We start from the raw sequence: 20,551 nt of genomic DNA on the forward strand, positions 1-20,551 counted from the left end.
CCCTATGACGAACCGGCTGGCAGATGCTGCGAGTCCCTACCTGCGTGCTCACGCCGACAATCCGGTCGACTGGTGGCCGTGGAGCGAGCAGGCGCTCGCCGAGGCCGAGGCACGCGACGTGCCCGTGTTCGTCTCGATCGGCTACGCCACCTGCCACTGGTGCCACGTGATGGCCCGCGAGTCGTTCTCCGACCCCGAGCTGGCCGCGTACCTCAACGCGCAGTTCGTGTCGATCAAGGTCGACCGCGAGGAGCATCCCGAGGTGGATGCCAGCTACCTCGCCGCCGCGAGCGCCTTCACCGGCAATCTGGGCTGGCCGCTGTCGGTCTTCGCGACCCCCGACGGCGCGGCGTTCTTCGCGGGCACCTACTTCCCGCCGCGCCCGGTCGGCGACACACCGTCGTTCCGCATGGTGCTCGAGGCGATCGTCGAGGCCTGGCAGCAGCGGCGCGACGAGGTCGAGGGGGCGGCGGAAGCGGTGCTCGACGCCCTCGCGCAGAGCCGGGCGGAGGCGGTGTCGGCGTTGCCGACTCCGGCCGAACTGACCGTCGCCGTCGAACGGCTCGCCTCGCTCGAAGACCCCGAGTTCGGCGGGCTCGGCCGCGGCTCGAAGTTTCCGAACGCCCCCGTGCTCGCGTTCCTGACGGAGCGCGGGGCGGCCGGCGACGCGCGGGCGGCCGGTTTCGCGGCGCGGATGCTGGCCACGCTGGCATCCTCGCCGCTGCGCGACTCCGTGGTAGGCGGCTTCTTCCGCTACGCGGTCGAGCGCGACTGGAGCCAACCGCACTACGAGCGGATGCTGAGCGACAACGCGCAGCTGCTCGCGCTCGCGGCGACGACGCCGGCGGGGCGCGAGTTCGGCACGGGCATCGCCCGGTTCCTGCTCGACGTGCTGAGACTGCCCGCGGGGCCGGCCGCGGGGGCGTTCGCCTCGGCGCTGGACAGCGAGAGCCCGATCGACGGGGTGCGCAGCGAGGGCGGCTACTACGCGCTGGATGCCGCGGGCCGTGCCCGTCAGCCGCGCCCGGCCCTCGACGCGAAGGTGCTCACGGGGCTGAACGGCATGGCGATCGGGGCGCTGGCCGTCGCGGGATCCCGCTGGGGGCAGCGGGAGTGGGTCGATGCGGCGCGCGTCGCGGCGGATGCCGTTCTCGGCATACATCTGCCGGGCGGCGCCGCCGGCCCGATCGCGCGCGCCTCGCTCGACGGTCGCCTCTCGGATGCCGTCGCCACCCTCGAAGACATCGGCGGCCTGGCCGGCGGGTTGCTGCGCCTCGCCCTCGCGACCGGCGAGGCGCGCTACGCCGTCATCGCCCGCACCCTGGTCGAGCGCACCCGCGACGGCGACGCGGTCGCCGCTCCGGGCGGAATCGACCCCGTGCTGGCCCGCCACGGCCTCGCGGTCGCGCCCGACCTGGATGACGGGGCCACGCCATCCGGTGCCGCCCTGCTCGCCGATGCCGCCGTGCTGCTGTGGAGTCTGAGCGGCGACGACGCGCATCGCCGGATCGCGGAGGACGCGATCGCGCCCGCGCTGGCGCGGGCGCTCGACCAGCCGAGCGCGTTCGGGGCGGCGCTCGCGGTCGCCTCCCGGCTCGCCGGGCCGGTGCGGCAGCTGGTGGTGGTCGCCGACGATCCGGCCGATCCGCTCGCGGAACTCGCCCGCCTCGACGGGCCGGAGCCGACGTGCGTCGTCAGCGTCGCCCAGGCGGAGGCGTTCGCGGCATCCGGATTCGGACTGTTCGAGGGCCGTTCACTGCGCGACGGCCGCGCGGCCGCCTACCTCTGCGAGCACTTCGTCTGCCGCCTGCCCGTCACCACCCCGGCTCGCCTCGCCCCGCTCCTCACCCCCTGACCCCGCACCTCTGCCGGCGAAATGCCAGTTGGGGCGAGAATCTCGTGCCGATGCCGCACCAAGTGGCATTTCGGCGGCTGGCGGGCGGGTCAGCGGACGGTTTTGCGGGAGGTGATCACGCCGGTGTCGAAGCCGAGCAGGTGCAGGCCGCCGTGGAAGCGGGCGTGCTCGATCTTGATGCAGCGGTCCATCACGATCGTCAGGCCCTTGGACTCGCCGTAGATCGCGGCATCCTGATTCCAGATGCCGAGCTGCACCCAGACCGTCTTGGCGCCGATCGCGATCGCCTCGTCGATGACCGAGGGAATGTCGCTGGCCTTGCGGAACACGTCGACGATGTCGGGCACGACCGGCAGCGAGGCGAGGTCGGGGTAGGTCTTCTGACCGAGGATCTCGTCGACCATCGGGTTCACGAAGAACAGCTCGTAGTCGCTCGACTGCTGCAGGTAGGTCGCGACGAAATAGCTCGAGCGCGTCGGGTTCGGCGAGGCGCCGACGATCGCGACGGTCTTCGCCTTCTGCAGGATCCTGAGCCGCTCCTTGGCGCTCGGCCCGACCCAGGTGCGCTGCGACTTGAGCAGCTTGGCCAGCGGGGAATCCGCCGGCATCTCGCAGGTGAGGCCGTTCGTCAGGGTGACGGTCTCGAGATCGGGGGTGGCAGAGGATGCGGTCGCGGTCGCCATGGTGCGATTATCCCTTCACGGCCTGGTCGAGTGCTTGGTCGAGATCGTCGATGATGTCGTCGAGGTCTTCGATCCCCACGCTGAGTCGCACCAACCCCGGCAGCACGCCGGCATCGAGCAACTGCTGCTCGCTGAGCTGGGCGTGGGTGGTGGACGCCGGATGGATGACGAGCGTCTTGGCATCGCCGATGTTGGCCAGGTGGCTGGCCAGGTTCACACTCTCGATGAAGCGCTGACCGACCGCGCGGCTGGAGTCGGATGCCGTGCCCTTCACCCCGAAGCTGAACACCGATCCGGGGCCCTTCGGCAGGTACTTCGCGGCACGCTCGTGGTGCGGATGCGAGGCGAGCCCCGCCCAGTTCACGAACTCGATGCGCGGGTCGGCGTCGAGCCACTCCGCGACGGCCTTCGCGTTGTCGACGTGCGCCTGCATGCGGAACGGCAGCGTCTCGACGCCCTGCGCCAGCAGCCACGCCGAGTGCGGCGCCAGGGTCGGGCCGATGTCGCGCAGCTGCTCGGCCCGCAGCCGGGTGAGGAAGGCGTACTCGCCGAAGTTGCCGTGCCAGTTCAGGCCGCCGTAGTGCGGCACCGGCTCGTCGAACAACGGGAAGCGCTCGTTGGCCCAGTGGAACCGGCCCGACTCGATGACGACGCCGCCGAGCGTGGTGCCGTGGCCGCCGAGGAACTTGGTGGCCGAGTGGATGACGACGTCGGCGCCCCACTCGATCGGCCGGTTGAGGTAGGGGGTCGCCACCGTCGAGTCGACGATGAGCGGCAGGTGATGGGCGTGCGCCACCTCGGCGAGCCCTTCGAGGTCGGCGATCTCGCCGGAAGGGTTGGCGATCGTCTCGACGAAGATGAGCTTCGTCTTGTCGGTGATGACCTTGGCGTACTCGGCCGGGTCGGAGGAGTTGACGAAGGTGGTCTCGACCCCGAAGCGCCGCAGCGTCACGTCGAGCTGCGTGACCGTGCCGCCGTACAGGCTCGAGCTGGCGACGATGTGGTCGCCGGCCCCGGCGAGCGAGGCGAAGGTGATGAACTCGGCGCCGAGCCCGGATGCCGTCGCCACCGCGCCGATCCCGCCCTCGAGCGAGGCGATCCGCTCCTCGAAGCTCGCGACCGTCGGGTTCGCGAGGCGGCTGTAGATGTTGCCGTACTTCTGCAGGGCGAAGCGGGCGGCGGCGTCCGCGGTGTCGTCGAAGACGAAGGCGCTGGTCTGGTAGATCGGGAGGGCGCGGGCACCGGTGACGGCATCCGGGATGTTGCCGGCATGGATGGCACGGGTGCGGAATCCGTACTCGCGGTCTGCGCTGCGTTCTGGCATCTTGCCAGGCTACCGGCGCGGTCGATCGTGTTGCGTTCCGTGACGAGCGGCCGTCGGCGAGGCGTCAGCCGACGATCTCGCGCTCGGGTTCGGGCGTGACGATCGCCGCCTTCTCGGTGATGCGGAAGGCCAGCCAGACCCCGAGTGCCAGTGCCGAGAATCCGACCAGCACCGCGATCCACACCCAGAACGAGGCGCCGGGCCCCTCCTCGGTGAAGGCACGGGGAAGCACGAGGAGGGCGAACAGGAAGCCGACCGGCAGGGCGATCGCGGCCCAGGTCCGCTTCGATCCGTCGAACAGCTGCTTGCCCTCCATGAAGGTGATCGGCAACAGGGCGACCACGAGCCCCGTGAGGCCCTCGTCGGTGGCGGCCACCAGCGACTCGCGGGTGAGAAGGCCGGCGAAGTCGGTGGGATGCGGATTGCCCGCGTCGAGAAGCGAGTAGACCAGCCAGGCGGCGGTCGCGACGGCGGCCGTCGACGCCATCCGGAGCGTCACCGCGCGCCTGCGGTGCTCGGAGCGGGCGTCCGAGGCGAGTTCGAGTCCGATGACGAGTCCGATCAGCAGCCCCGGGTGGAACCCGAAGATCCGGGATGCCACCACGCCGATCAAGGAGAGGACGAGAGCGCCGGGCTGCGTCACGACACGGGCGCGCGCCGACCACCGTCGGGTGAGCACGGTCGAGGCCACCAGGTTGGGCACCTCCATGACCAGCAGGAGCCCGGTGGCGAGGGCGAGCGTCGTGCGCAGCGACACCAGGTCGAAGCCGAATTGCGGGTCGGCGAAGCCGAACGCCACGCTGGCCAGGATGATGACGACCGGGCCCGAGAACGGCAGCTTCGGCAGCGCTGCGCGCCACCGGCGCACCCGGCCGGTGAGGGGGGCGAACCGTCGGAACCACCCCGCGATCCGGTGCGAGTTGGCCTCGATCGTGTCGTCCAAGAGGTGGGCGGGGATGGCGATGAGCAGCAGCAGGAGCGCGCCGAATCCTCCCGCCTCGGCGAAACTCGCCGGGGCGGCCAGGATGTCTTCGAGGGTCGGCAGGCCGTGGGAGAGCGCGCTCGGCGTCGAGGGCTCGTTGCGCGAGGCGGGTGGAGGAGTGGTCGCCTTCCGGGCGTGCGGTGCCGAGCCGGCGGGCTCGGGGGCGGGATCGGACGTGGCGGGCAGGGCGAGGGTCGCGAGTTGCACGTCGGGAGCCGCCTTGCCGCTCTTCGACGTCGTCACGGGGTGGGCCGCGGGCGGGGAGGCGGGTGGCGCGGAGGCCGGGGGCGCCGTGGCGGGCGGGGTGACGGCCGGCACCGTCGGTGTCGGTGTCGGTGTCGGTGTGGCTGTGGGGCCGGGCAGCGGCGGGGTGGGCGCGGGATTCGGCCCCTTCACCGCCGTCGGCACGACGACGAAACGGCCCGTGGCGATCGCGTCACTGGTTCCGCCGCTCTGCTGCGCACGCACCTCGTGGTCGCCGTGCGCCCACCCGGCGCCGGGGGCGACCCGGCAGGACCAGGATGTCGATCCGACCGCGAGCCCCGAGCAGGACGCGTCCTCGTTGAGCCAGGTGTTGCCGGGAGGTCGGATGGAGACGTCCAGACGGGCGTCGGCATCCTTGCTCCCCGAGATGATCACGGCGGTGTCCGGATGGACCGGGGCCGGACCGATCCCGATGCCCACGTCGGCCGCGGCGGGCACGGCGAGGGCGAACACGGCGACGGCGGGCACGCCGAGGAGGATCGCGAGCGCCAGGGCGCGCGCGACAGCACGGGTCAAGCGAGATGTGGGCACGGGGGTACACCTTCGGGTTGGCGATAGCTTGCTCGCCCCCCGGCCCGCCGGTGTTACGGGTCGGTTTCGATCAGATGAGAATCTTCAAATCCAGCTCGGGAACCAGTAGTGCAGTCGCACGTACCACGACGGGATGGGCTCCCCGGTCCACATCGGCAGGAAGAAGATGCTGAGCACGACGCACAGGGCGAGGAAGATCCCGACGACGCGCAGACCGATCACCCGCCGCGATTCCGGATCGGATGCCCGCCCGAGCAGCAGGCCGAGCGCGAGGGTCAGCCCGAGGATCAGGGAGGGCTCGAAGGCGATCGTGTAGAACTGGAACACCGTGCGGGTCGAGTAGAACAGCACCCACGGCAGGTAGCCTGCCGCGAGTCCGGTGAGGATGAACCCCTCCCGCCAGACGCTCCGCCGGTGCCAGGCCCCCCAGACCACCCGGAACAGCAGGAAGAAGGCCGCCGCGGTCGCCGCCCACCAGATCAGCGGGTTCGCGATGTCGAGGATCTGCGACGAGCTGCCGTTGTGCAGGTCCTGGTAGTACATGCTCGTCGGCCGCACCAGGAAGAGCCAGGTCGCCGGGTACGCCTGGTAGGAGTGCGGGGTGTGCAGGTTGACGTTGTAGTTGTAGATCTCGGTCTGGAAGTGGTACCAGCTCTGCAGCGAGATCGGCACCCACGACAGCGCGCCCTTCCACTGGTTCTGCGCCAGTTCGGCCCAATGCCGGTCGTAGCCGTTCGAGGTGACGAACCAGCCGGTCCAGCTCGCGACATAGACCGCGGCGGCGAGCGGCACCGTGATCAGGAAGGTGGCGGCTCCCTGCCGGAGCACGGTGGCGGCGAGCCACAGGGGGATCCCCGCCTTGCGGCGCGCGAGCACATCGGTCACGAGCGAGTAGAGGGCGAACACCGCGAGGAAGTAGACGCCGCTCCACTTGACGCCGGCGGTCAGCCCGAACATGGCGCCGGCCGCGATCAGCCACGGGCGCCACCACAGGACGGGGCCCCAGGTGATGGAGCGTCCGGATGCGGTGCGCCGCGACATCCAATCGTCCAGTCGCCGTCGGCTCCAGCTGCGATCGAGCAGCACGAAGATGACGCCGACCAGCGCCAGCAGGGCGACCGCGCCGTCGAGCAGCGAGACGCGGCTGAGCACGATCGCGTTGCCGTCGATCGCGAGCAGGCCGCCGGCGATCACGGTGAGCAGGGTCGAGCGGAACAGCATCCAGGCGATCACCATCGTGAGGATCACGAGCAGGATGCCGCACAGCGCGATCGAGATCCGCCAGCCGAAGCTGCTGCCACCGCCGAAGATCGCCAGCCCGAACGAGATGATCCACTTGCCGATCGGCGGATGCGCGAGGAACTCGGCGGTCGGGGAGTAGGTGTTCGGGTCGCCGAGGTTGAACGAGGTGTTGGCGTCGGCGCCCCAGCTGCCCTCGTAGCCGAGGTGCATGAGGGTCCAGGCGTCTTTGACGTAGTAGGTCTCGTCGAAGACCAGCTCGTGCGGGTAGCTCAGGCCGACCAGGCGCAGCAGCGTCGCGACGACGATGACGACCAGCGGGCCGCCCCACATCCAGAGCGGGCGCGCGTAGCGCCGATCCAGCTGTCGCTGCCACCAGTCGTCGAGGCGGGAGCCCGTCAGCTCGGCGATCGTCACCGGGCCATGCTATTCGGCGTTGCCTTGTCGCCTCGGCAGGACGCCGCGCCGGTCCGCCGCTTCCGCCGCCACGGGGCGCGGCCGCCGCGACGCCCGCCCCGCCCACCCCTGCCAAATCAATGCCCGCCTGCCGAGTCAATGCCCGCCCTCTGCCAAGTCAATACCCCCCTGCCAAATGAAGGAGATTCGGCGGATGCCACCCGCGCCCCCCGCGAACCAGGCGCCCTCGCGCGCGGATCTCCTTCATTTCGCAGGGGGGGCATGGGGGCATGGGGGCATGGGGGCATGGGGCGGGCGCGGTCGCGGGGGCGCGGAGGCGCGGGCCAGAAGCCGGGCGCGGTGCGGGTGACGACGGGCGGGCGACGGGTCGGGCGACGGGCGGGCGCGCAGACGGGAGAATGGCGGGGTGATCATCCTCGCGGCGACGCCGATCGGCAACCTGGGCGACGCCTCGCGTCGGCTGATCGAGGCGCTCGGCACCGTCGAGGTGATCGCCTCGGAGGACACCCGCACCACGATCCAGCTGCTCAACGCGCTCGGCGTCGAGAACCGGCCCCGGCTGATCCCGCTGCACGAGCACAACGAGAGCGCGAAGGCCGCCGAGATCGTCGAGCTCGCGCGCACCACCGACGTTCTCGTGCTCAGCGACGCCGGGATGCCGACCGTGAGCGATCCGGGCTACGCGCTCGTGGTCGCGGCGGCGGCCGCCGGCGTCACCGTGACCGCCCTGCCCGGTCCGAGCGCCGTGCTCATGGCGCTCGCCGTGAGCGGGCTGCCGACCGATCGTTTCGTGTTCGAGGGCTTCCTGCCGCGCAAGGGCCGGCTCGCGGCGTTGCGCGCGCTCGCCGCCGAGCCGCGCACCCTCGTGTTCTTCGAGTCGCCGCACCGCATCGGGGATGCCCTGGCCGACCTGGCGACGGCGTTCGGCCCCGAGCGGCGGGCGGCCGTGTGCCGCGAGCTGACCAAGCTGCACGAGGAGGTCGCCCGGGGCACGCTCGCGGAGCTCGCCGAGCGCTTCGCGGACGGGGCCCGCGGCGAGATCGTGATCGTGGTCGAGGGTGCGCCCCCGGCATCCGCCTCGCTCGAGGACGGGGTCGCGCGCGTGCTCGCCCTCGTCGCCGAGGGCTCACGGCTCAAGGAGGCGTCGGCCGAAGTCGCCGAGCTCACCGGCCTCGGTCGGCGCGAGCTCTACGAGGCCGCCCTCAGACTCAAGTGACCCGACGCCCGAGACGGGCGTCGGCGCTGGCGTCGCCATGGAGGCCAGAAACGGCCTCCATGTAACAGGCTCCAGCGCGCCTCTAGAATCGAGCCATGGCTTCCGGTGACTCGTTCTATGTCACGACGCCCATCTTCTACGTCAACGATGTGCCGCACATCGGCCACGCGTACACGGAGGTGGCCGCCGACGTTCTCGCCCGCTGGCACCGGCAGGCCGGTGACGACACCTGGCTGCTGACGGGCACCGACGAGCACGGCCAGAAGATCCTGCGCACCGCGACCGCCAACGGCGTGAGCCCGAAGGAGTGGGCGGACCGGCTGGTCGAGTCGGCCTGGAAGCCGCTGCTCGAGACCGTCGACATCGCCAACGACGACTTCATCCGCACCACCGAGCCGCGGCACGAAAAGGGTGTGGCGGCCTTCATCCAGCAGCTGCGCGATGACGGGCACATCTACGAGGGCGTCTACGAGGGCTACTACTGCGTCGGCTGCGAGGAGTACAAGTCGCGAGACGAGCTGATCGAGACCGAGACCGGGGATTACGCGGGCGAGCTGGTCTGCGCCATCCACTCCCGGCCGGTCGAGGTGCTCAAGGAGAAGAACTACTTCTTCCGGATGAGCGACTTCCAGCAGCAGCTGCTCGATCTCTACGAGTCGCAGCCCGACTTCGTGCAGCCCGAGAGCGTGCGCAACGAGATCATCCAGTTCGTCAAGCAGGGCCTCGAAGACCTGTCGATCTCGCGCTCGACCTTCGACTGGGGCATCCGGGTGCCGTGGGATGACACCCACGTCGTCTACGTCTGGTTCGACGCGCTGCTCAACTACATCACCGCGGCCGGCTACGGCGACCCGGAGCGACGCGACGAGTTCCGCCGCCGCTGGCCGGCTACGCACATCGTCGGCAAGGACATCGCCCGCTTCCACGCCGTGATCTGGCCGGCCATGCTCATGGCGGCCGGACTTCCGGTGCCGACCCGCGTGTTCGGGCACGGCTGGCTGCTCGTGGGCGGCGAGAAGATGTCGAAGTCGAAGCTGACCGGCATCGCGCCGCAGCAGATCACCGAGGTGTTCGGCTCCGACGCGTTCCGCTACTACTTCCTGCGGGCGATCTCGTTCGGCCAGGACGGCTCGTTCAGCTGGGAGGACCTCTCGGCCCGCTACCAGGCCGAACTCGCCAACGGCTTCGGCAACCTCGCCTCGCGCGTGGTCGCGATGGTCACGCGGTACTTCGACGGTGTCGTGCCGGCGCCGGGGGAGTACACGGATGCCGAACTCGCCATCCAGCGCACGGTCGCGGCCGCCGCATCCACTGCCGACGCCGCGATCGACCGACTCGCGATCCACGAGGCGATCCACTCGGTGTGGACGATCGTCGACGAGCTGAACGGCTACATCACCGAGCAGGAGCCGTGGGTGCTGGCCAAGGACCCGGCGACGGCGGAGCGACTCGGCACGGTGCTGTACACCGCGGCCGAGGGCCTGCGCGCGCTCGCCGTGCTGCTGAGCCCGGTGATCCCGAAGGCGACCGCGAAGCTGTGGGATGCCCTGGGGGCCGAAGAGGGTCTCGGCGCACTCACCGCGCAGCCGATCCGCGCGGTGGGCGAGTGGGGCCGGCTGCCGGCTGGCAGCGCCGTGTCGGCGCTCGAGCCGCTCTTCCCGCGCATCGAGGAGGCCCCGACCGCGGCGATCTCCGGAGCCGCGTGAGCGAAGCGTTCCTGCGGGCTCGCGAGGTCGGATCCGAGGATCCGTCCCGGGGCGGCGGCGAGCAGACCGGTCGCGACTGGCCTCCGCTGCCCGAGGCGCTCGTCGTGCCGGTGTACGACAACCACACCCATCTCGAGATCGCCGACGGGGCGACTCCGCTCGATTACCGAGAACAGCTCGACCGCGCGTCGAGCGTCGGGGTCCGCGGGGTCGTACAGGTCGGCACCGACCTCGAGACCTCGCGCTGGAGCGCCGAGATCGCATCGCACGAGCCGCGCGTGCTCGCTGCGGTGGCGCTGCATCCGAACGAGGCCCCGCAACTGCTGGCGAACGGAACCCTCGGCGAGCATCTCGCGGGGATCGCCGAACTCGCCGGGCGGCCCCGGGTGCGCGCGATCGGCGAGACCGGCCTCGACTTCTTCCGGACGACGGATGACGCGGGTCGCGACGCCCAGTACCGCTCGTTCGAGGCGCACATCGAGCTGGCGAAGCAGCACGATCTCGCGTTGCAGATCCACGACCGCGACGCGCACCAGGAGGTCGTCGAGACCCTGCGCCGGGTCGGGGCCCCCGAGCGCACGGTCTTCCACTGTTTCAGCGGCGATCGCGACTTCGCCAAGTACGTCGCCGACCAGGGCTGGTACCTCTCCTTCGCGGGCACCGTCACGTTCAAGAACGCCGAGCCGCTGCGCGAGGCACTCGAGGTCATCCCGCGCTCGCGCATCCTGATCGAGACGGATGCCCCGTACCTGACTCCGACGCCGTTCCGCGGGCGCCCGAACTCCGCATACCTGATCCCGCACACCCTGCGGGCGATGGCGGCGCGGCTCGGAACCGACGCGTCGATGCTCGCCGCGCAGATCTCGTCGAACACCGAACTGGTCTACGGGCACTGGGACGACGAGCCGGTCGCGCCGCCGCCGGGGCCGTTCGAGGCGCATCCGTGAGCGGCGCCCCATGACCCTGCTCGGTCCGGCCGAGATCCGCGACCTCGCCGAGCAGCTCGAGCTGCAGCCCACCAAGAGGCTCGGTCAGAACTTCGTCGTCGACGGCAACACCGTGCGCCGCATCGTGCGCACGGCGAAGGTCGAGGCCGGCGACGAGGTGCTCGAGGTGGGTCCGGGCCTGGGCTCGCTCACGCTCGGGCTGCTCGAGGCGGGCGCGCGCGTCACCGCGGTCGAGATCGATTCTCGGCTGGCGACGCAGCTGCCGCTCACGGTCGCCGCGCTCGCGCCGGAATCCTCCGAGCGGCTGACCGTCATCACCGACGATGCGATGAAGGTCGCGAACCTCCCCGGCGCTCCACGCCGGCTCGTCGCCAATCTGCCGTACAACGTGTCGGTGCCCGTGCTGCTGCACCTGCTGCAGAGCGTCGACTCCCTCGAGACCGCCCTCGTCATGGTGCAGGCGGAGGTCGGCCAGCGGATCGCAGCAGCCCCGGGATCGAAGGTCTACGGATCGCCGAGCGTCAAGGCGGCCTGGTACGGCCGCTGGGCGACGGCGGGCCAGGTGAGCCGGCAGGTCTTCTGGCCGGTGCCCAACGTGGACTCGATCCTCGTGTCCTTCGAGCGCGGCGAACGGCCGGGCTCGGAGCAGGAGCGTCGCGCGACCTTCACGCTCGTGGACGCCGCCTTCGCCCAGCGCCGCAAGATGCTGCGGCAGGCGCTCGCCGAGCTGCTCGGGGGGTCGGCCGCGGCATCCGCTCGTCTGGAGGCGGCGGGCGTCGACCCCACCCTGCGGGGCGAGCAGCTGAGCGTTGGGGACTTCCTGGCGATCGCCCGCGCCGCCTGAGCCCGACTCGGATCGGCGCCTCTTCGAGGTTGGTTAGGGTGGTGGGATGATCTCCCGGGGGACCTCCCGCACGGTGCACGCGAAGGCGCCGGCCAAGATCAACGTGTTCCTCAAGGTCGGCGCGCGGCTCGACGACGGCTACCACGATGTGGCGATCGCCTACCAGGCCGTCTCGTTGTACGAGGAGGTGCGGGTCGTCGAGGCGGACGACTTCTCGGTCACGGTGTCGGGAAGCGTCGAGCTGAGCCGGGTGCCCACCGACGGAGCGAACATCGCGATCAAGGCGGCCCGCCTGCTCGCGGCGAAGACCGGATACCGCGGTGGCGCCGCGATCGAGATCTCGAAGCATGTTCCCGTCACCGGCGGCATGGGAGGCGGGTCGGCGGATGCCGCGGCCACCCTTCTGGCCTGCGATGCCCTCTGGGGAACCGAGCTGCCCCGCGAGGACATGCTCGATCTCGCCCGCAAGCTCGGAGCCGATGTGCCGTTCGCCTTCACCGGCGGCACCGCGATCGGCACGGGGCGTGGCGACGACCTCTCGCCCGCGCTGGCCCAGGGCACGTTCCAGTGGGTGCTCGCCCTGGCCGACTTCGGACTGTCGACGCCCGAGGTCTACCGCGAGCTCGACCTGCACCGCGAACGGCACGCCCAGGACATCTATCCGGTCGACCCGCGCCCCTCGGTCGACACCGACGTGCTCCAGGCGCTGCGGGCCGGCGACCCCGTGATGCTCGCGGCCGCCATGCACAACGATCTGCAGGCTCCCGCCCTGCACCTGCAGCCGTCGCTGACCGAGGTGATCGAACTCGGCGAGCAGAACGGGGCGCTCGCGGGCATCGTCTCGGGGTCCGGTCCGACCGTCGCCTTCCTGGCGGCGGACCTCGACGCCGCCCTCGAACTGCAGGTCGCCCTCTCGGCGGCCCGCCTCAACGTCGTGCGCGCCACCGGCCCGGTGCACGGCGCCCGCATCGTCAGCGACTGAGCCGCGCCCGCCACTGCGTGAGCCGCCTCCGCGCCCGCCGCGGCCCGGCATCCGGGTGCGCCGCCTGCGCCGCCCCGCCATGCCACCGTGCCAAACGAAGGAGATCCGCCCCGTAGTCGCCCGTATTCTCGCCATCCACGCGCCCGAGGTCGTGGATCTCCTTCATTCGGCATGCAGTCGGCAGCCGGGGAGGTGCATGCGCGGTGCGGGATGTCGCGGCGCGGAACGCGGCGCGCGGTGCGTCCGCGTCAGGCGCGCAGGCCCGCCTTGCGGAACGCCGTCTGCACCGCGGCGTAGATCGCGAGCTGGCCCGCTGCGGTCGGGTGCACGTCATCCGACTGCATCCACTCGGTGTGACCGCTCAGCGGCTGCCCGATCTCGAGAAAGCGGCCGCCCACCTTCTCGACCGCCGTGCGCACCTGCTGGTCGATGTCGGCGAGCTGCGCCGGCACGGCGGTGTCGTTCCAGACGGTGCTGAGTCCGATGATCTGCACGTCGGGCAAAGCGGCGCGCAGCTGGGCGAGCTGCTTGATCGTCTCGGACTTCAGATCCCGGTCGCTCTTGCCGACGTCGTTGCTGCTGCCCTCGATGACGATCGTGCGCGGATGCAGGGCGACGGCCCGGGCGACGAGGCCCGCGAAGGTCTCGCCGCAGTCCGCATCGTCGCCGATCGCCAGGAATCCGGCTCCGTCGCAGGCGAGGTTGTCGAGACGCCAGCCGTTCTGCTGCGCCATGAGGGCGGGCCACGCCTCGTCGGCGTTCAGCCCGTGGCCTTTCATGATCGAGTCGCCGATCGCGACGACGGAGGGGTAGGCGTGAATGGCGGCGGTCGCATTCTTCGAGTCGGAGGTGCATCCGCTCAGCGCCATCCCGAGGGTCGCCAGGACGGCGACAGCCGCACCGGCAGCGAGCCGCCGGCGAGAGCGCTCGCGAGCGCGCTCGCCGCCCCGCCCTCGCCCTCGCATCGCGCGCTTCGGTCCCATGCCTACAAGGGTAGGCGCGTCATCCGTCGAAGCGCCTGGGTGTTCGACCGTAGGCTCGGACCATGGCACACCTACTCGGCGCAGAGAACATCTCGCTCGAGTACCCCACGAAAGTGGTCTTCGAGAACGTCACGGTCGGCATCGACGAGGGCGACCGCATCGGTGTGGTCGGCCGCAACGGCGACGGCAAGTCCACGCTGCTGCGCCTGCTCTCCGGCCGGCAGCAACCCGACTCGGGTCGGGTGACCCGGCGCGGCGGCGTGACGATCGGGATGCTCGATCAGTCGGACGCGCTCGTGACCGGTCTCACGGTGGCGCAGAGCGTCGTGGGTGAGCGTCCGGAGCACGAGTGGGCGGGCGATGCGCGCGTTCGCGAGGTGATCGCGGGACTCGTGGGCGACATCCCGTGGGACGCCCTGGTCGACGACCTGAGCGGCGGGCAGCGTCGGCGGGTCGCCCTCGCTGCGCTGTTGACGCACGACTGGGATGTGGTGTTCCTCGACGAGCCCACCAACCACCTCGACGTCGAGGGGGTGGCCTGGCTCGCCCAGCACCTGAAGAAGCGCTGGCCCGCCAGCCAGGGCGGACTCGTGGTCGTGACCCACGACCGCTGGTTCCTCGACGAGGTGTCGACCGACACCTGGGAGGTGCACGACGCGACGATCGAGCCCTTCGAGGGTGGCTATGCGGCGTACATCCTGCAGCGGGTCGAGAGGGATCGCATGGCGGCGGCGAGCGAGTCGAAGCGGCAGAACCTGCTCCGCAAGGAGCTGGCCTGGTTGCGCCGCGGGGCTCCGGCGCGATCGACGAAGCCGAAGTTCCGGATGGATGCCGCCGCCGCCCTGATCGACGACGTCCCGCCGATCCGCGACAGCGTCTCACTCGCGCGCCTCGCCGTGAACCGGCTCGGCAAGGACGTGGTCGATCTGCTCGACGTCTCCGTCGCCTTCCCCGTCGTCGAGCCGGACGGCGGAATCGGCACGCACGAGGTGTTGCGCGACATCGAGTGGCGCATCGCTCCGGGGGAGCGCACCGGCATCCTGGGGGTCAACGGGGCCGGCAAGTCGACGCTGCTCGGGCTCGTGGCGGGCACGGTCCAGCCCACCACGGGGCGGGTCAAACGGGGCAAGACCGTCAAGCTGGCGATCCTCGACCAGCGTCTCGACGAGCTCACCTCGATCGCCCACGAGCGGGTCAGTGCCGTCATCGCACGCCAGCGCTCAAGCTACGTCAGCGGCGGCGTCGAGCTCACTCCGGGTCAGTTGCTCGAACGGCTGGGGTTCTCGAGCGCCCAGCTGTCGACTCCCGTGAAGGATCTCAGCGGAGGCCAGAAGCGCCGGCTGCAGCTGCTGCTGATCCTGCTCGACGAGCCGAATGTGCTGATCCTTGACGAGCCGACCAACGACCTCGACACCGACATGCTGGCGGCGATGGAGGACCTGCTCGACTCGTGGCCCGGCACCCTGCTGGTGGTCTCGCACGACCGTTACCTGCTCGAGCGGGTCACCGATCAGCAGTACGCCGTGCTCGACGGGCGGTTGCGGCACCTCCCGGGCGGCGTGGAGGAGTACCTCAAGCTGCGGGCGCTGGAGCAGAAGGCCGAGGCCGGTTCGTCCGCCCGCCGCGACGCCGGCGCCGAGGCTCGGCCGTCGCAGGGCTTGACGGGCGCCGAGCGCCGAACCGCCGAGAAGGAACTCGCGGCCGCTGACCGACGGCTGGCCAAGCTCGCGGATGCCATCACCGCCAAGCACGCCGCGTTCGCCGCCCACGACCAGGGCGACTACCGCGGACTGGCCGGTCTGCAAGCCGAGCTGGACGCCCTCGAGACGGAGGCGGCTCGACTGGAGGAGCGCTGGCTGCAGCTGAGCGAGCAGCTCGAGAAATAGCTATTTCAGTATTGCGTTATATAACGTGAGACTGATATTCTCGCCGGCATGGACACCCTGGAGGCCCTCGCCGACCCGGTCCGGCGTCGCATGGTGCAGCTGCTCTCGCACGGGGCGAGTACCGCGGGCGAGCTGGCGCGCGCGGTCGGCGACGAGTTCGCCATCAGCCAGCCGGCGGCATCCCGGCATCTGAGGGTGCTGCGCGAGGCCGAACTGGTGACGAGCCAGGTCGACGGAACACGGCGCATCTACCGCCTGCAGCGGGCCCCGTTCGACGAGCTGGACGGCTGGTTGCGCGAGGTACGGGCGTTCTGGGACCAGCGGCTCGACGCCCTCGAGACCGAGGTCGCTCGCGGCGTCCGGTCGAAACGGCGGACGGATGCCACCCCATCGAGCCAGCCACTGACAGATCACGAAGGAGACCGCTGATGGAACGCTGGGCCACGATCGAAACCGACGGAGCACGCCGATTGATCACACTGGAACGGGAGTTCCGCACCGACCCCGCCGATCTCTGGGACGCGATCACCGATCCGGAGCGGGCGGGGCGCTGGCTGGGCTCGCTGACCCTCGAGGAAGACAGCGTGACACTCGGCTTCGCGGGCGGATCGACCCGCTCGGGTCGCGTGCTCGAGTGCGAGGCGCCGCGCCGGCTGCGGGTCGTGCTCGATCCCGACACGGCGGAGGAGTCGTTCCTGCTCGCGACGCTCGCGCCCACCAACGCGGGTACGAAACTCGTCATGCAGCAGGACGGCCTCCCGCCCCTGCGCGCCGCCCTGTTCACGGCGGGCTGGCAGCACCAAGCCGAGAAGCTGGATGCCGTGACCGGCGGGAGCGCGCCGGCCAGCCCGATGCCCGAGCTGCTGGCCGCCTACCGCGAGTCGGAGGCCCGTGCCGTCGCCGGCTGGATCACCGTCGTCGACGAGGGCTCGATCGTCGAGCTCGAGCGGGTGATCGGCGCGACGCGCGACGAGGTCTGGGACGCCGTGACGAGTCCGGATCGCATCGCCGCGTGGTGGTGGCCGGTGCGCGAGTGGCCCGACGATCCGGCACGCCGACGCGCATTGCAGGCGGGGGATCGCTTCGCCCTCGGCGACGAGAACGCGACGGAGCCGCAGCGCTTCGAGGTGGTCGACCTCCAGCCCGGAGTCGAGCTCACCCTGCGCTGGCTCGGGCCGGCCGCCGACGACGCCGTCGTCGACCTCACGATCGCGCTCAGCGATCATCGCGCGGGCACGCGCCTGCGCCTGCGCCAGTCGGCCACGCCCGATCGACCGGCCGCGGGACGGCTGCGCTCCGGCGCCGACTACGCGGCCGGATGGCACGCGATCGTCGACGGTCTCGTCGCGTACCTCGCGGGCATCCCGCTGCCCGAGGGGGACGCCCTGTGGCAGGCGGCGTACGCGGTCTATCGCCGGCCGCGCGCCTAGTCGTAGTCGAGGCTGAGTTTGCGCAGCAGGGCGCTCAGGCGCTCCTGGTCGGCGTGCGACAGGGTCTGCAGCAGGCGCGCCTCGTCGGTGAGCAGCTCGCTGATGGCGTCGTCGACCGCGCGGCGTCCGCGTGGTGTCATCACGACGAGCACCCCGCGGCCGTCGTGCGGGTCGGTGTGCCGTTCGACCAGCCGCCGCTCCACCAACCGGTCGATCCGATTCGTCATCGTGCCGCTCGAGACCAGCGTCTGCTGCAGCAGCGCCTTGGGGCTGAGCTGATACGGAGCACCCGCGCGCCGCAGGGCGGCGAGCACGTCGAACTCCCACGGCTCCAGGTCTGAGGCCTCGAACGCGGTGCGTCGCGCGCGATCCAGGTGCTTCGCCAGCCGGGCGACTCGCGACAGCACCTGCATCGGCGAGAAGTCCACATCCGGCCGCTCGCGCGACCAGTCGTCGACGATGCGGTCGACTTCGTCGGAGGCGGGCATCCGTCCATTATCGCCGAGTCGGCTTCTGGCAGACTTGGGGGGCGAGGGATGCCGCGGCACCCGAGCGATCCGCTGTGGTGTAACGGCAGCACTTCGGCCTTTGGTGCCGTAAGGTCCGGGTTCGAATCCTGGCGGCGGAGCTTGCTCGGAGGAACCGATCGCGACTCCAGCGGCTGCGTAGAGGCACTCACGGTCACTCGACGGGGCGCCGTTCTCCATCGCGTATGCGAGCGTCCGCGAGACGACCAGCGGGCCGCTAGGTGGATTCGCGCACGACGAGACGTGGCGAGAAGGGCTGCACCGTCGCGACCGGATAGTTCGGGGAGAGAGCGAGTTCCGCGGCCTGGTGGCCCAGGTCGTATCGCGGTTGGTGGACGGTGGTCAGCGGAATCGGGGCGATCGCGGCGCCCTCGATGTCGTCGTAGCCCACGATCGCGAGGTCGGCAGGGATCCTGAGGCCCGCACGGATTGCCTCCGCCTCGAGGGCGAGGGCGATCACGTCGTTCGCGCAGACGATGGCGGTCGGGCGGGGGTCGAGCGCCAAGATCGCGCGCGAGGCCGCGGAACGCGCGGTGGGGGAGTTGAGGTCGGCGTCGACCCTGAGCAACTGGGAGGCGTCGAGGCCGGCATCGGTATAGGCCGCGACACACCCCGCATACCGTGCGCGGATCTGCGACTCGGCCTCCGGTGCGCCCAGGAACGCGACCCGGCGGTGCCCGCGCTCGAGGAGATGCCCCATGGCGATGAATCCGCCGCGCAGGTCGTCGACATCGACGGCGGGATAGGGGCTGCCCGGCAGCTGGCGTCCGAGGGTCACGACTCGCACGCCGGATTGCTGCAGCGTGCTCAGCAGATGCTCGTTCGTCGCCGAGGCGACGGCGATGACGGCCTCGACACGCATCTCGGAGAGGGCCTTGGCGTAGTGCTTCTCGCGTTCCAGCTCGCCCTCGGTGTTGCACGACACCACGACTCGGCCGTTCTCGATCGCGAAATCCTCGATACCGCGTGCGACTTCCAGGAAGAACGGGTTGCCACCATCAGGCACGATGAACGCGATGACGTGGCTCCGGCCGCCCTGCATGACCCGCACGGCCGCATTGCGCACGAACTGCAACTCGTCGATCGCCGCATCGATGCGCTGACGGGTCGCATCCGAGATCCGCTTGTTGCCGTTCAGGTAGTTGGACACGGTGCCCAGCGACACGTTGGCGACGCGGGCCACGTCGCGAATCGTGCTCTGAGCCATGCGATCTCCTGCATTCTGTGTGAAGCAGTTCAATCTACTCCGAGCGCGGCGCATGGGCTCACATCGGCGCGAAATACGCCGGTCGGACAGGTGATCTGGAAAGGAATGGCTGTGGAGCAGCTTGACAGAGTTCTGCCCGTCGTCTAGCTTTCAGCAGAGATGAAGTGAACTGTTTCACTTTCACAGCAAAGGAGCCTGACAATGACGTTGCGCACTCGCATGAGGGTCGTCCTCCCCCTCATCGCCCTCGCGGCCTCGGCCGCTCTTCTCGCCGGCTGTTCCGGCGCGAGCCCCTCTTCCGGCAGCACTGGCACCCAGACCGTCAAGTGGTGGGCGTGGAACGCCTTCAACCCGGACAAGACGGTCAAGGACTTTGAAGCGGCCAACCCGAACATCAAGATCGACTACAAGCAGTACAGCTACGACGACTACGTGACCGCGGCTCGCACGGGCCTGACCTCCAGCAGCGGCCCCGATGTCTTCCAGGTGCAGCCCGGCGACCTCGTCACCAACCTCGGCCCGCTGGCCGTGCCACTCGACAGCTACCTGGCGAAGAACGGCGGAACCAAGAACATCAACCCCGAGGGCCTCAGCCAGCTGAAGCTCAACGGGAAGCAGGTCGCGCTGCCCGCTTACATGAGCGCGGCCGGCCTGATCTACTACAACGACACGATCCTCAAGCAGCTCAACGTGGCCGTGCCGAAGGACTTCGGCGAGTGGAAGACGGCGTGCGCGACGATCGAGGCCGCCGGCTACGAGTGCCTCGCCCATGGCGCGAAGGACGCCTGGGTGAATACGGATGTCTACCTCTCCCTGATCAACAGCATCGACCCCGGGGCCGTCTACAAGGCGATCGCGGGGAAGGCCAAGTGGACCGACCACGCCTTCGTCCAGGCGATGCAGAGCTGGAAGGACCTCTTCACGAGCGGCATCATCCCGGCCGGCGCGACGGCTCAGGCGGAGTATCCGGATGCGTTCGGAGCCTTCCTGGAGAAGAAGGCGGCGTTCATCGCACTGGGCACCTGGAACACTCCGGGCACCATGACCGCCACCGGAATCGCGGTCTCGCAGAAGACGGTCACGACCAAGATCGACAGCGTCTACCTGTCGGCGCCGTTCCCGGCGCCCGTCGCGGGCGACAAGCCGACCGGCCTCTTCGGGGGACCGGACAATGGATGGGCCGTCTCGGCGAAGAGCGACGCCCGTGACGCGTCGCTCAAGTTCCTGAACTTCCTGTCGCTGGGTGACGGGCAGAAGATCCAGGCTTCAGGAGGCAACATCCCCGCCGTGCTCAACGTCGCGGTCTCGACCAGTGATGTCGTCGACAAGTCGCAGGTCGCCGACATCGAACGCCAGCAGGCGGATCTCAAGAAGCTGATCGGCGAGCGTCAGATCCCCTATGGTGACCTGGCAACGGCACTCGGCGACGCACTATCGGCCGTCGCAGCGGGAACGTCGACGCCAGCTGATGCGATGGCACAGGTGGAGGCCGTCTCGGCTCCGCTGAGCCGCTAGCCACCTTCGGGAG

17 protein-coding genes and 1 tRNA gene are annotated in these 20,551 nt (G+C 70.3%); 11 read left to right on the forward strand and 7 right to left on the reverse strand.

The window, feature by feature from the left end; all coding sequences use genetic code 11:
- Positions 1-4: 4 nt before the first annotated feature.
- Positions 5-1,855 (forward strand): thioredoxin domain-containing protein, encoded by a 1,851-nt coding sequence (locus tag ACFPJ4_RS01070; protein ID WP_386738437.1) that lies wholly within the window; start codon positions 5-7, stop codon positions 1,853-1,855.
- A gap of 89 nt (positions 1,856-1,944) precedes the next feature.
- On the opposite strand, the gene ACFPJ4_RS01075 is transcribed toward ACFPJ4_RS01070, so the two are convergent.
- From ACFPJ4_RS01075 to ACFPJ4_RS01090, 4 genes are all read right to left on the reverse strand, one after another.
- Complete coding sequence (locus tag ACFPJ4_RS01075) at positions 1,945-2,463, reverse strand: CoA-binding protein (RefSeq protein ID WP_386739748.1); 519 nt, start codon at positions 2,461-2,463, stop codon at positions 1,945-1,947.
- 82 nt (positions 2,464-2,545) lie between these two features.
- Entirely contained in the window at positions 2,546-3,862 is a 1,317-nt protein-coding gene (locus ACFPJ4_RS01080) for an O-acetylhomoserine aminocarboxypropyltransferase/cysteine synthase family protein (protein ID WP_386738438.1), read from the reverse strand.
- A 64-nt stretch (positions 3,863-3,926) separates the two neighbouring features.
- Complete coding sequence (locus ACFPJ4_RS01085; protein WP_386738439.1) at positions 3,927-5,639, reverse strand: hypothetical protein; 1,713 nt, start codon at positions 5,637-5,639, stop codon at positions 3,927-3,929.
- A gap of 84 nt (positions 5,640-5,723) precedes the next feature.
- A complete protein-coding gene (locus tag ACFPJ4_RS01090) occupies positions 5,724-7,295 on the reverse strand; it encodes a dolichyl-phosphate-mannose--protein mannosyltransferase (protein WP_386738440.1) in 1,572 nt (523 codons plus the stop codon).
- A gap of 406 nt (positions 7,296-7,701) precedes the next feature.
- On the opposite strand from ACFPJ4_RS01090, the gene rsmI reads away from it, so the two are divergent.
- The 5 genes from rsmI (at position 7,702) to ACFPJ4_RS01115 (ending at position 12,990) form a co-directional block, all read left to right on the forward strand.
- Positions 7,702-8,511 carry a 16S rRNA (cytidine(1402)-2'-O)-methyltransferase gene (gene rsmI, locus ACFPJ4_RS01095; protein WP_386738441.1) on the forward strand — a complete coding sequence of 270 codons (810 nt, stop codon included), beginning with the start codon at positions 7,702-7,704 and terminating at the stop codon, positions 8,509-8,511.
- Between the two features lie 95 nt (positions 8,512-8,606).
- A complete protein-coding gene (metG, locus tag ACFPJ4_RS01100) occupies positions 8,607-10,217 on the forward strand; it encodes a methionine--tRNA ligase (protein WP_386738442.1) in 1,611 nt (536 codons plus the stop codon).
- Positions 10,218-10,228: 11 nt separating this feature from the next.
- A complete protein-coding gene (locus ACFPJ4_RS01105) occupies positions 10,229-11,164 on the forward strand; it encodes a TatD family hydrolase (protein WP_386739749.1) in 936 nt (311 codons plus the stop codon).
- 10 nt (positions 11,165-11,174) lie between these two features.
- Positions 11,175-12,008, forward strand: a complete 834-nt coding sequence (gene rsmA, locus ACFPJ4_RS01110) for a 16S rRNA (adenine(1518)-N(6)/adenine(1519)-N(6))-dimethyltransferase RsmA (RefSeq protein ID WP_386738443.1) — start codon at positions 11,175-11,177, stop codon at positions 12,006-12,008.
- Positions 12,009-12,054: 46 nt separating this feature from the next.
- Positions 12,055-12,990 (forward strand): 4-(cytidine 5'-diphospho)-2-C-methyl-D-erythritol kinase, encoded by a 936-nt coding sequence (locus ACFPJ4_RS01115; RefSeq protein ID WP_386738444.1) that lies wholly within the window; start codon positions 12,055-12,057, stop codon positions 12,988-12,990.
- 248 nt (positions 12,991-13,238) lie between these two features.
- On the opposite strand, the gene ACFPJ4_RS01120 is transcribed toward ACFPJ4_RS01115, so the two are convergent.
- Positions 13,239-13,973 carry an SGNH/GDSL hydrolase family protein gene (locus tag ACFPJ4_RS01120; protein WP_386738445.1) on the reverse strand — a complete coding sequence of 245 codons (735 nt, stop codon included), beginning with the start codon at positions 13,971-13,973 and terminating at the stop codon, positions 13,239-13,241.
- Between the two features lie 62 nt (positions 13,974-14,035).
- Between ACFPJ4_RS01120 and ACFPJ4_RS01125 the strand changes: the two genes are divergently transcribed.
- Genes ACFPJ4_RS01125 through ACFPJ4_RS01135 form a run of 3 tightly spaced genes read left to right on the forward strand, consistent with a single transcriptional unit; the run spans position 14,036 to position 17,289 of the window.
- The gene (locus tag ACFPJ4_RS01125; protein ID WP_386738446.1) at positions 14,036-15,859 is read left to right on the forward strand and encodes an ABC-F family ATP-binding cassette domain-containing protein; all 1,824 of its coding nucleotides are present in this window, start codon (positions 14,036-14,038) and stop codon (positions 15,857-15,859) included.
- A gap of 48 nt (positions 15,860-15,907) precedes the next feature.
- Positions 15,908-16,288: an ArsR/SmtB family transcription factor gene (locus tag ACFPJ4_RS01130; protein WP_386738447.1), complete on the forward strand. Its 381-nt coding sequence runs from the start codon at positions 15,908-15,910 to the stop codon at positions 16,286-16,288.
- Positions 16,288-17,289 (forward strand): SRPBCC family protein, encoded by a 1,002-nt coding sequence (locus ACFPJ4_RS01135; RefSeq protein ID WP_386738448.1) that lies wholly within the window; start codon positions 16,288-16,290, stop codon positions 17,287-17,289. The genes ACFPJ4_RS01130 and ACFPJ4_RS01135 overlap by 1 nt, the downstream gene beginning before the upstream one ends.
- Here the strand turns inward: ACFPJ4_RS01135 and ACFPJ4_RS01140 are convergent.
- Positions 17,286-17,777: a MarR family winged helix-turn-helix transcriptional regulator gene (locus ACFPJ4_RS01140; RefSeq protein WP_386738449.1), complete on the reverse strand. Its 492-nt coding sequence runs from the start codon at positions 17,775-17,777 to the stop codon at positions 17,286-17,288. The two genes, ACFPJ4_RS01135 and ACFPJ4_RS01140, sit on opposite strands and share 4 nt — an antisense overlap.
- Before the next feature lie 68 nt (positions 17,778-17,845).
- Between ACFPJ4_RS01140 and ACFPJ4_RS01145 the strand changes: the two genes are divergently transcribed.
- Positions 17,846-17,917 (forward strand) — tRNA-Gln (locus ACFPJ4_RS01145).
- A gap of 116 nt (positions 17,918-18,033) precedes the next feature.
- Here ACFPJ4_RS01145 and ACFPJ4_RS01150 read toward each other — a convergent pair.
- Positions 18,034-19,023, reverse strand: coding sequence for a LacI family DNA-binding transcriptional regulator (locus tag ACFPJ4_RS01150; protein ID WP_386738450.1), 990 nt, complete (start codon positions 19,021-19,023; stop codon positions 18,034-18,036).
- A 201-nt stretch (positions 19,024-19,224) separates the two neighbouring features.
- On the opposite strand from ACFPJ4_RS01150, the gene ACFPJ4_RS01155 reads away from it, so the two are divergent.
- Complete coding sequence (locus ACFPJ4_RS01155; RefSeq protein ID WP_386738451.1) at positions 19,225-20,538, forward strand: ABC transporter substrate-binding protein; 1,314 nt, start codon at positions 19,225-19,227, stop codon at positions 20,536-20,538.
- Positions 20,539-20,551 lie beyond the last annotated feature (13 nt).

Source organism: Lysinimonas soli (assembly GCF_042655435.1).
In the GTDB taxonomy this organism is placed as follows: Bacteria; Actinomycetota; Actinomycetes; order Actinomycetales; family Microbacteriaceae; genus Lysinimonas; species Lysinimonas soli.

Bases quoted from the DNA above. Each gene is read 5' to 3' on its own strand.
- ACFPJ4_RS01070 (WP_386738437.1), top strand. From the start codon at position 5: ATGACGAACCGGCTGGCAGATGCTGCGAGTCCCTACCTGCGTGCTCAC.
- ACFPJ4_RS01075 (WP_386739748.1), bottom strand. From the start codon at position 2,463: ATGCCGGCGGATTCCCCGCTGGCCAAGCTGCTCAAGTCGCAGCGCACC.
- ACFPJ4_RS01080 (WP_386738438.1), bottom strand. From the start codon at position 3,862: ATGCCAGAACGCAGCGCAGACCGCGAGTACGGATTCCGCACCCGTGCC.
- metG (WP_386738442.1), top strand. From the start codon at position 8,607: ATGGCTTCCGGTGACTCGTTCTATGTCACGACGCCCATCTTCTACGTC.
- rsmA (WP_386738443.1), top strand. From the start codon at position 11,175: ATGACCCTGCTCGGTCCGGCCGAGATCCGCGACCTCGCCGAGCAGCTC.
- ACFPJ4_RS01115 (WP_386738444.1), top strand. From the start codon at position 12,055: ATGATCTCCCGGGGGACCTCCCGCACGGTGCACGCGAAGGCGCCGGCC.
- ACFPJ4_RS01120 (WP_386738445.1), bottom strand. From the start codon at position 13,973: ATGGGACCGAAGCGCGCGATGCGAGGGCGAGGGCGGGGCGGCGAGCGC.
- ACFPJ4_RS01125 (WP_386738446.1), top strand. From the start codon at position 14,036: ATGGCACACCTACTCGGCGCAGAGAACATCTCGCTCGAGTACCCCACG.
- ACFPJ4_RS01130 (WP_386738447.1), top strand. From the start codon at position 15,908: ATGGACACCCTGGAGGCCCTCGCCGACCCGGTCCGGCGTCGCATGGTG.
- ACFPJ4_RS01135 (WP_386738448.1), top strand. From the start codon at position 16,288: ATGGAACGCTGGGCCACGATCGAAACCGACGGAGCACGCCGATTGATC.
- ACFPJ4_RS01140 (WP_386738449.1), bottom strand. From the start codon at position 17,777: ATGCCCGCCTCCGACGAAGTCGACCGCATCGTCGACGACTGGTCGCGC.
- ACFPJ4_RS01150 (WP_386738450.1), bottom strand. From the start codon at position 19,023: ATGGCTCAGAGCACGATTCGCGACGTGGCCCGCGTCGCCAACGTGTCG.
- ACFPJ4_RS01155 (WP_386738451.1), top strand. From the start codon at position 19,225: ATGACGTTGCGCACTCGCATGAGGGTCGTCCTCCCCCTCATCGCCCTC.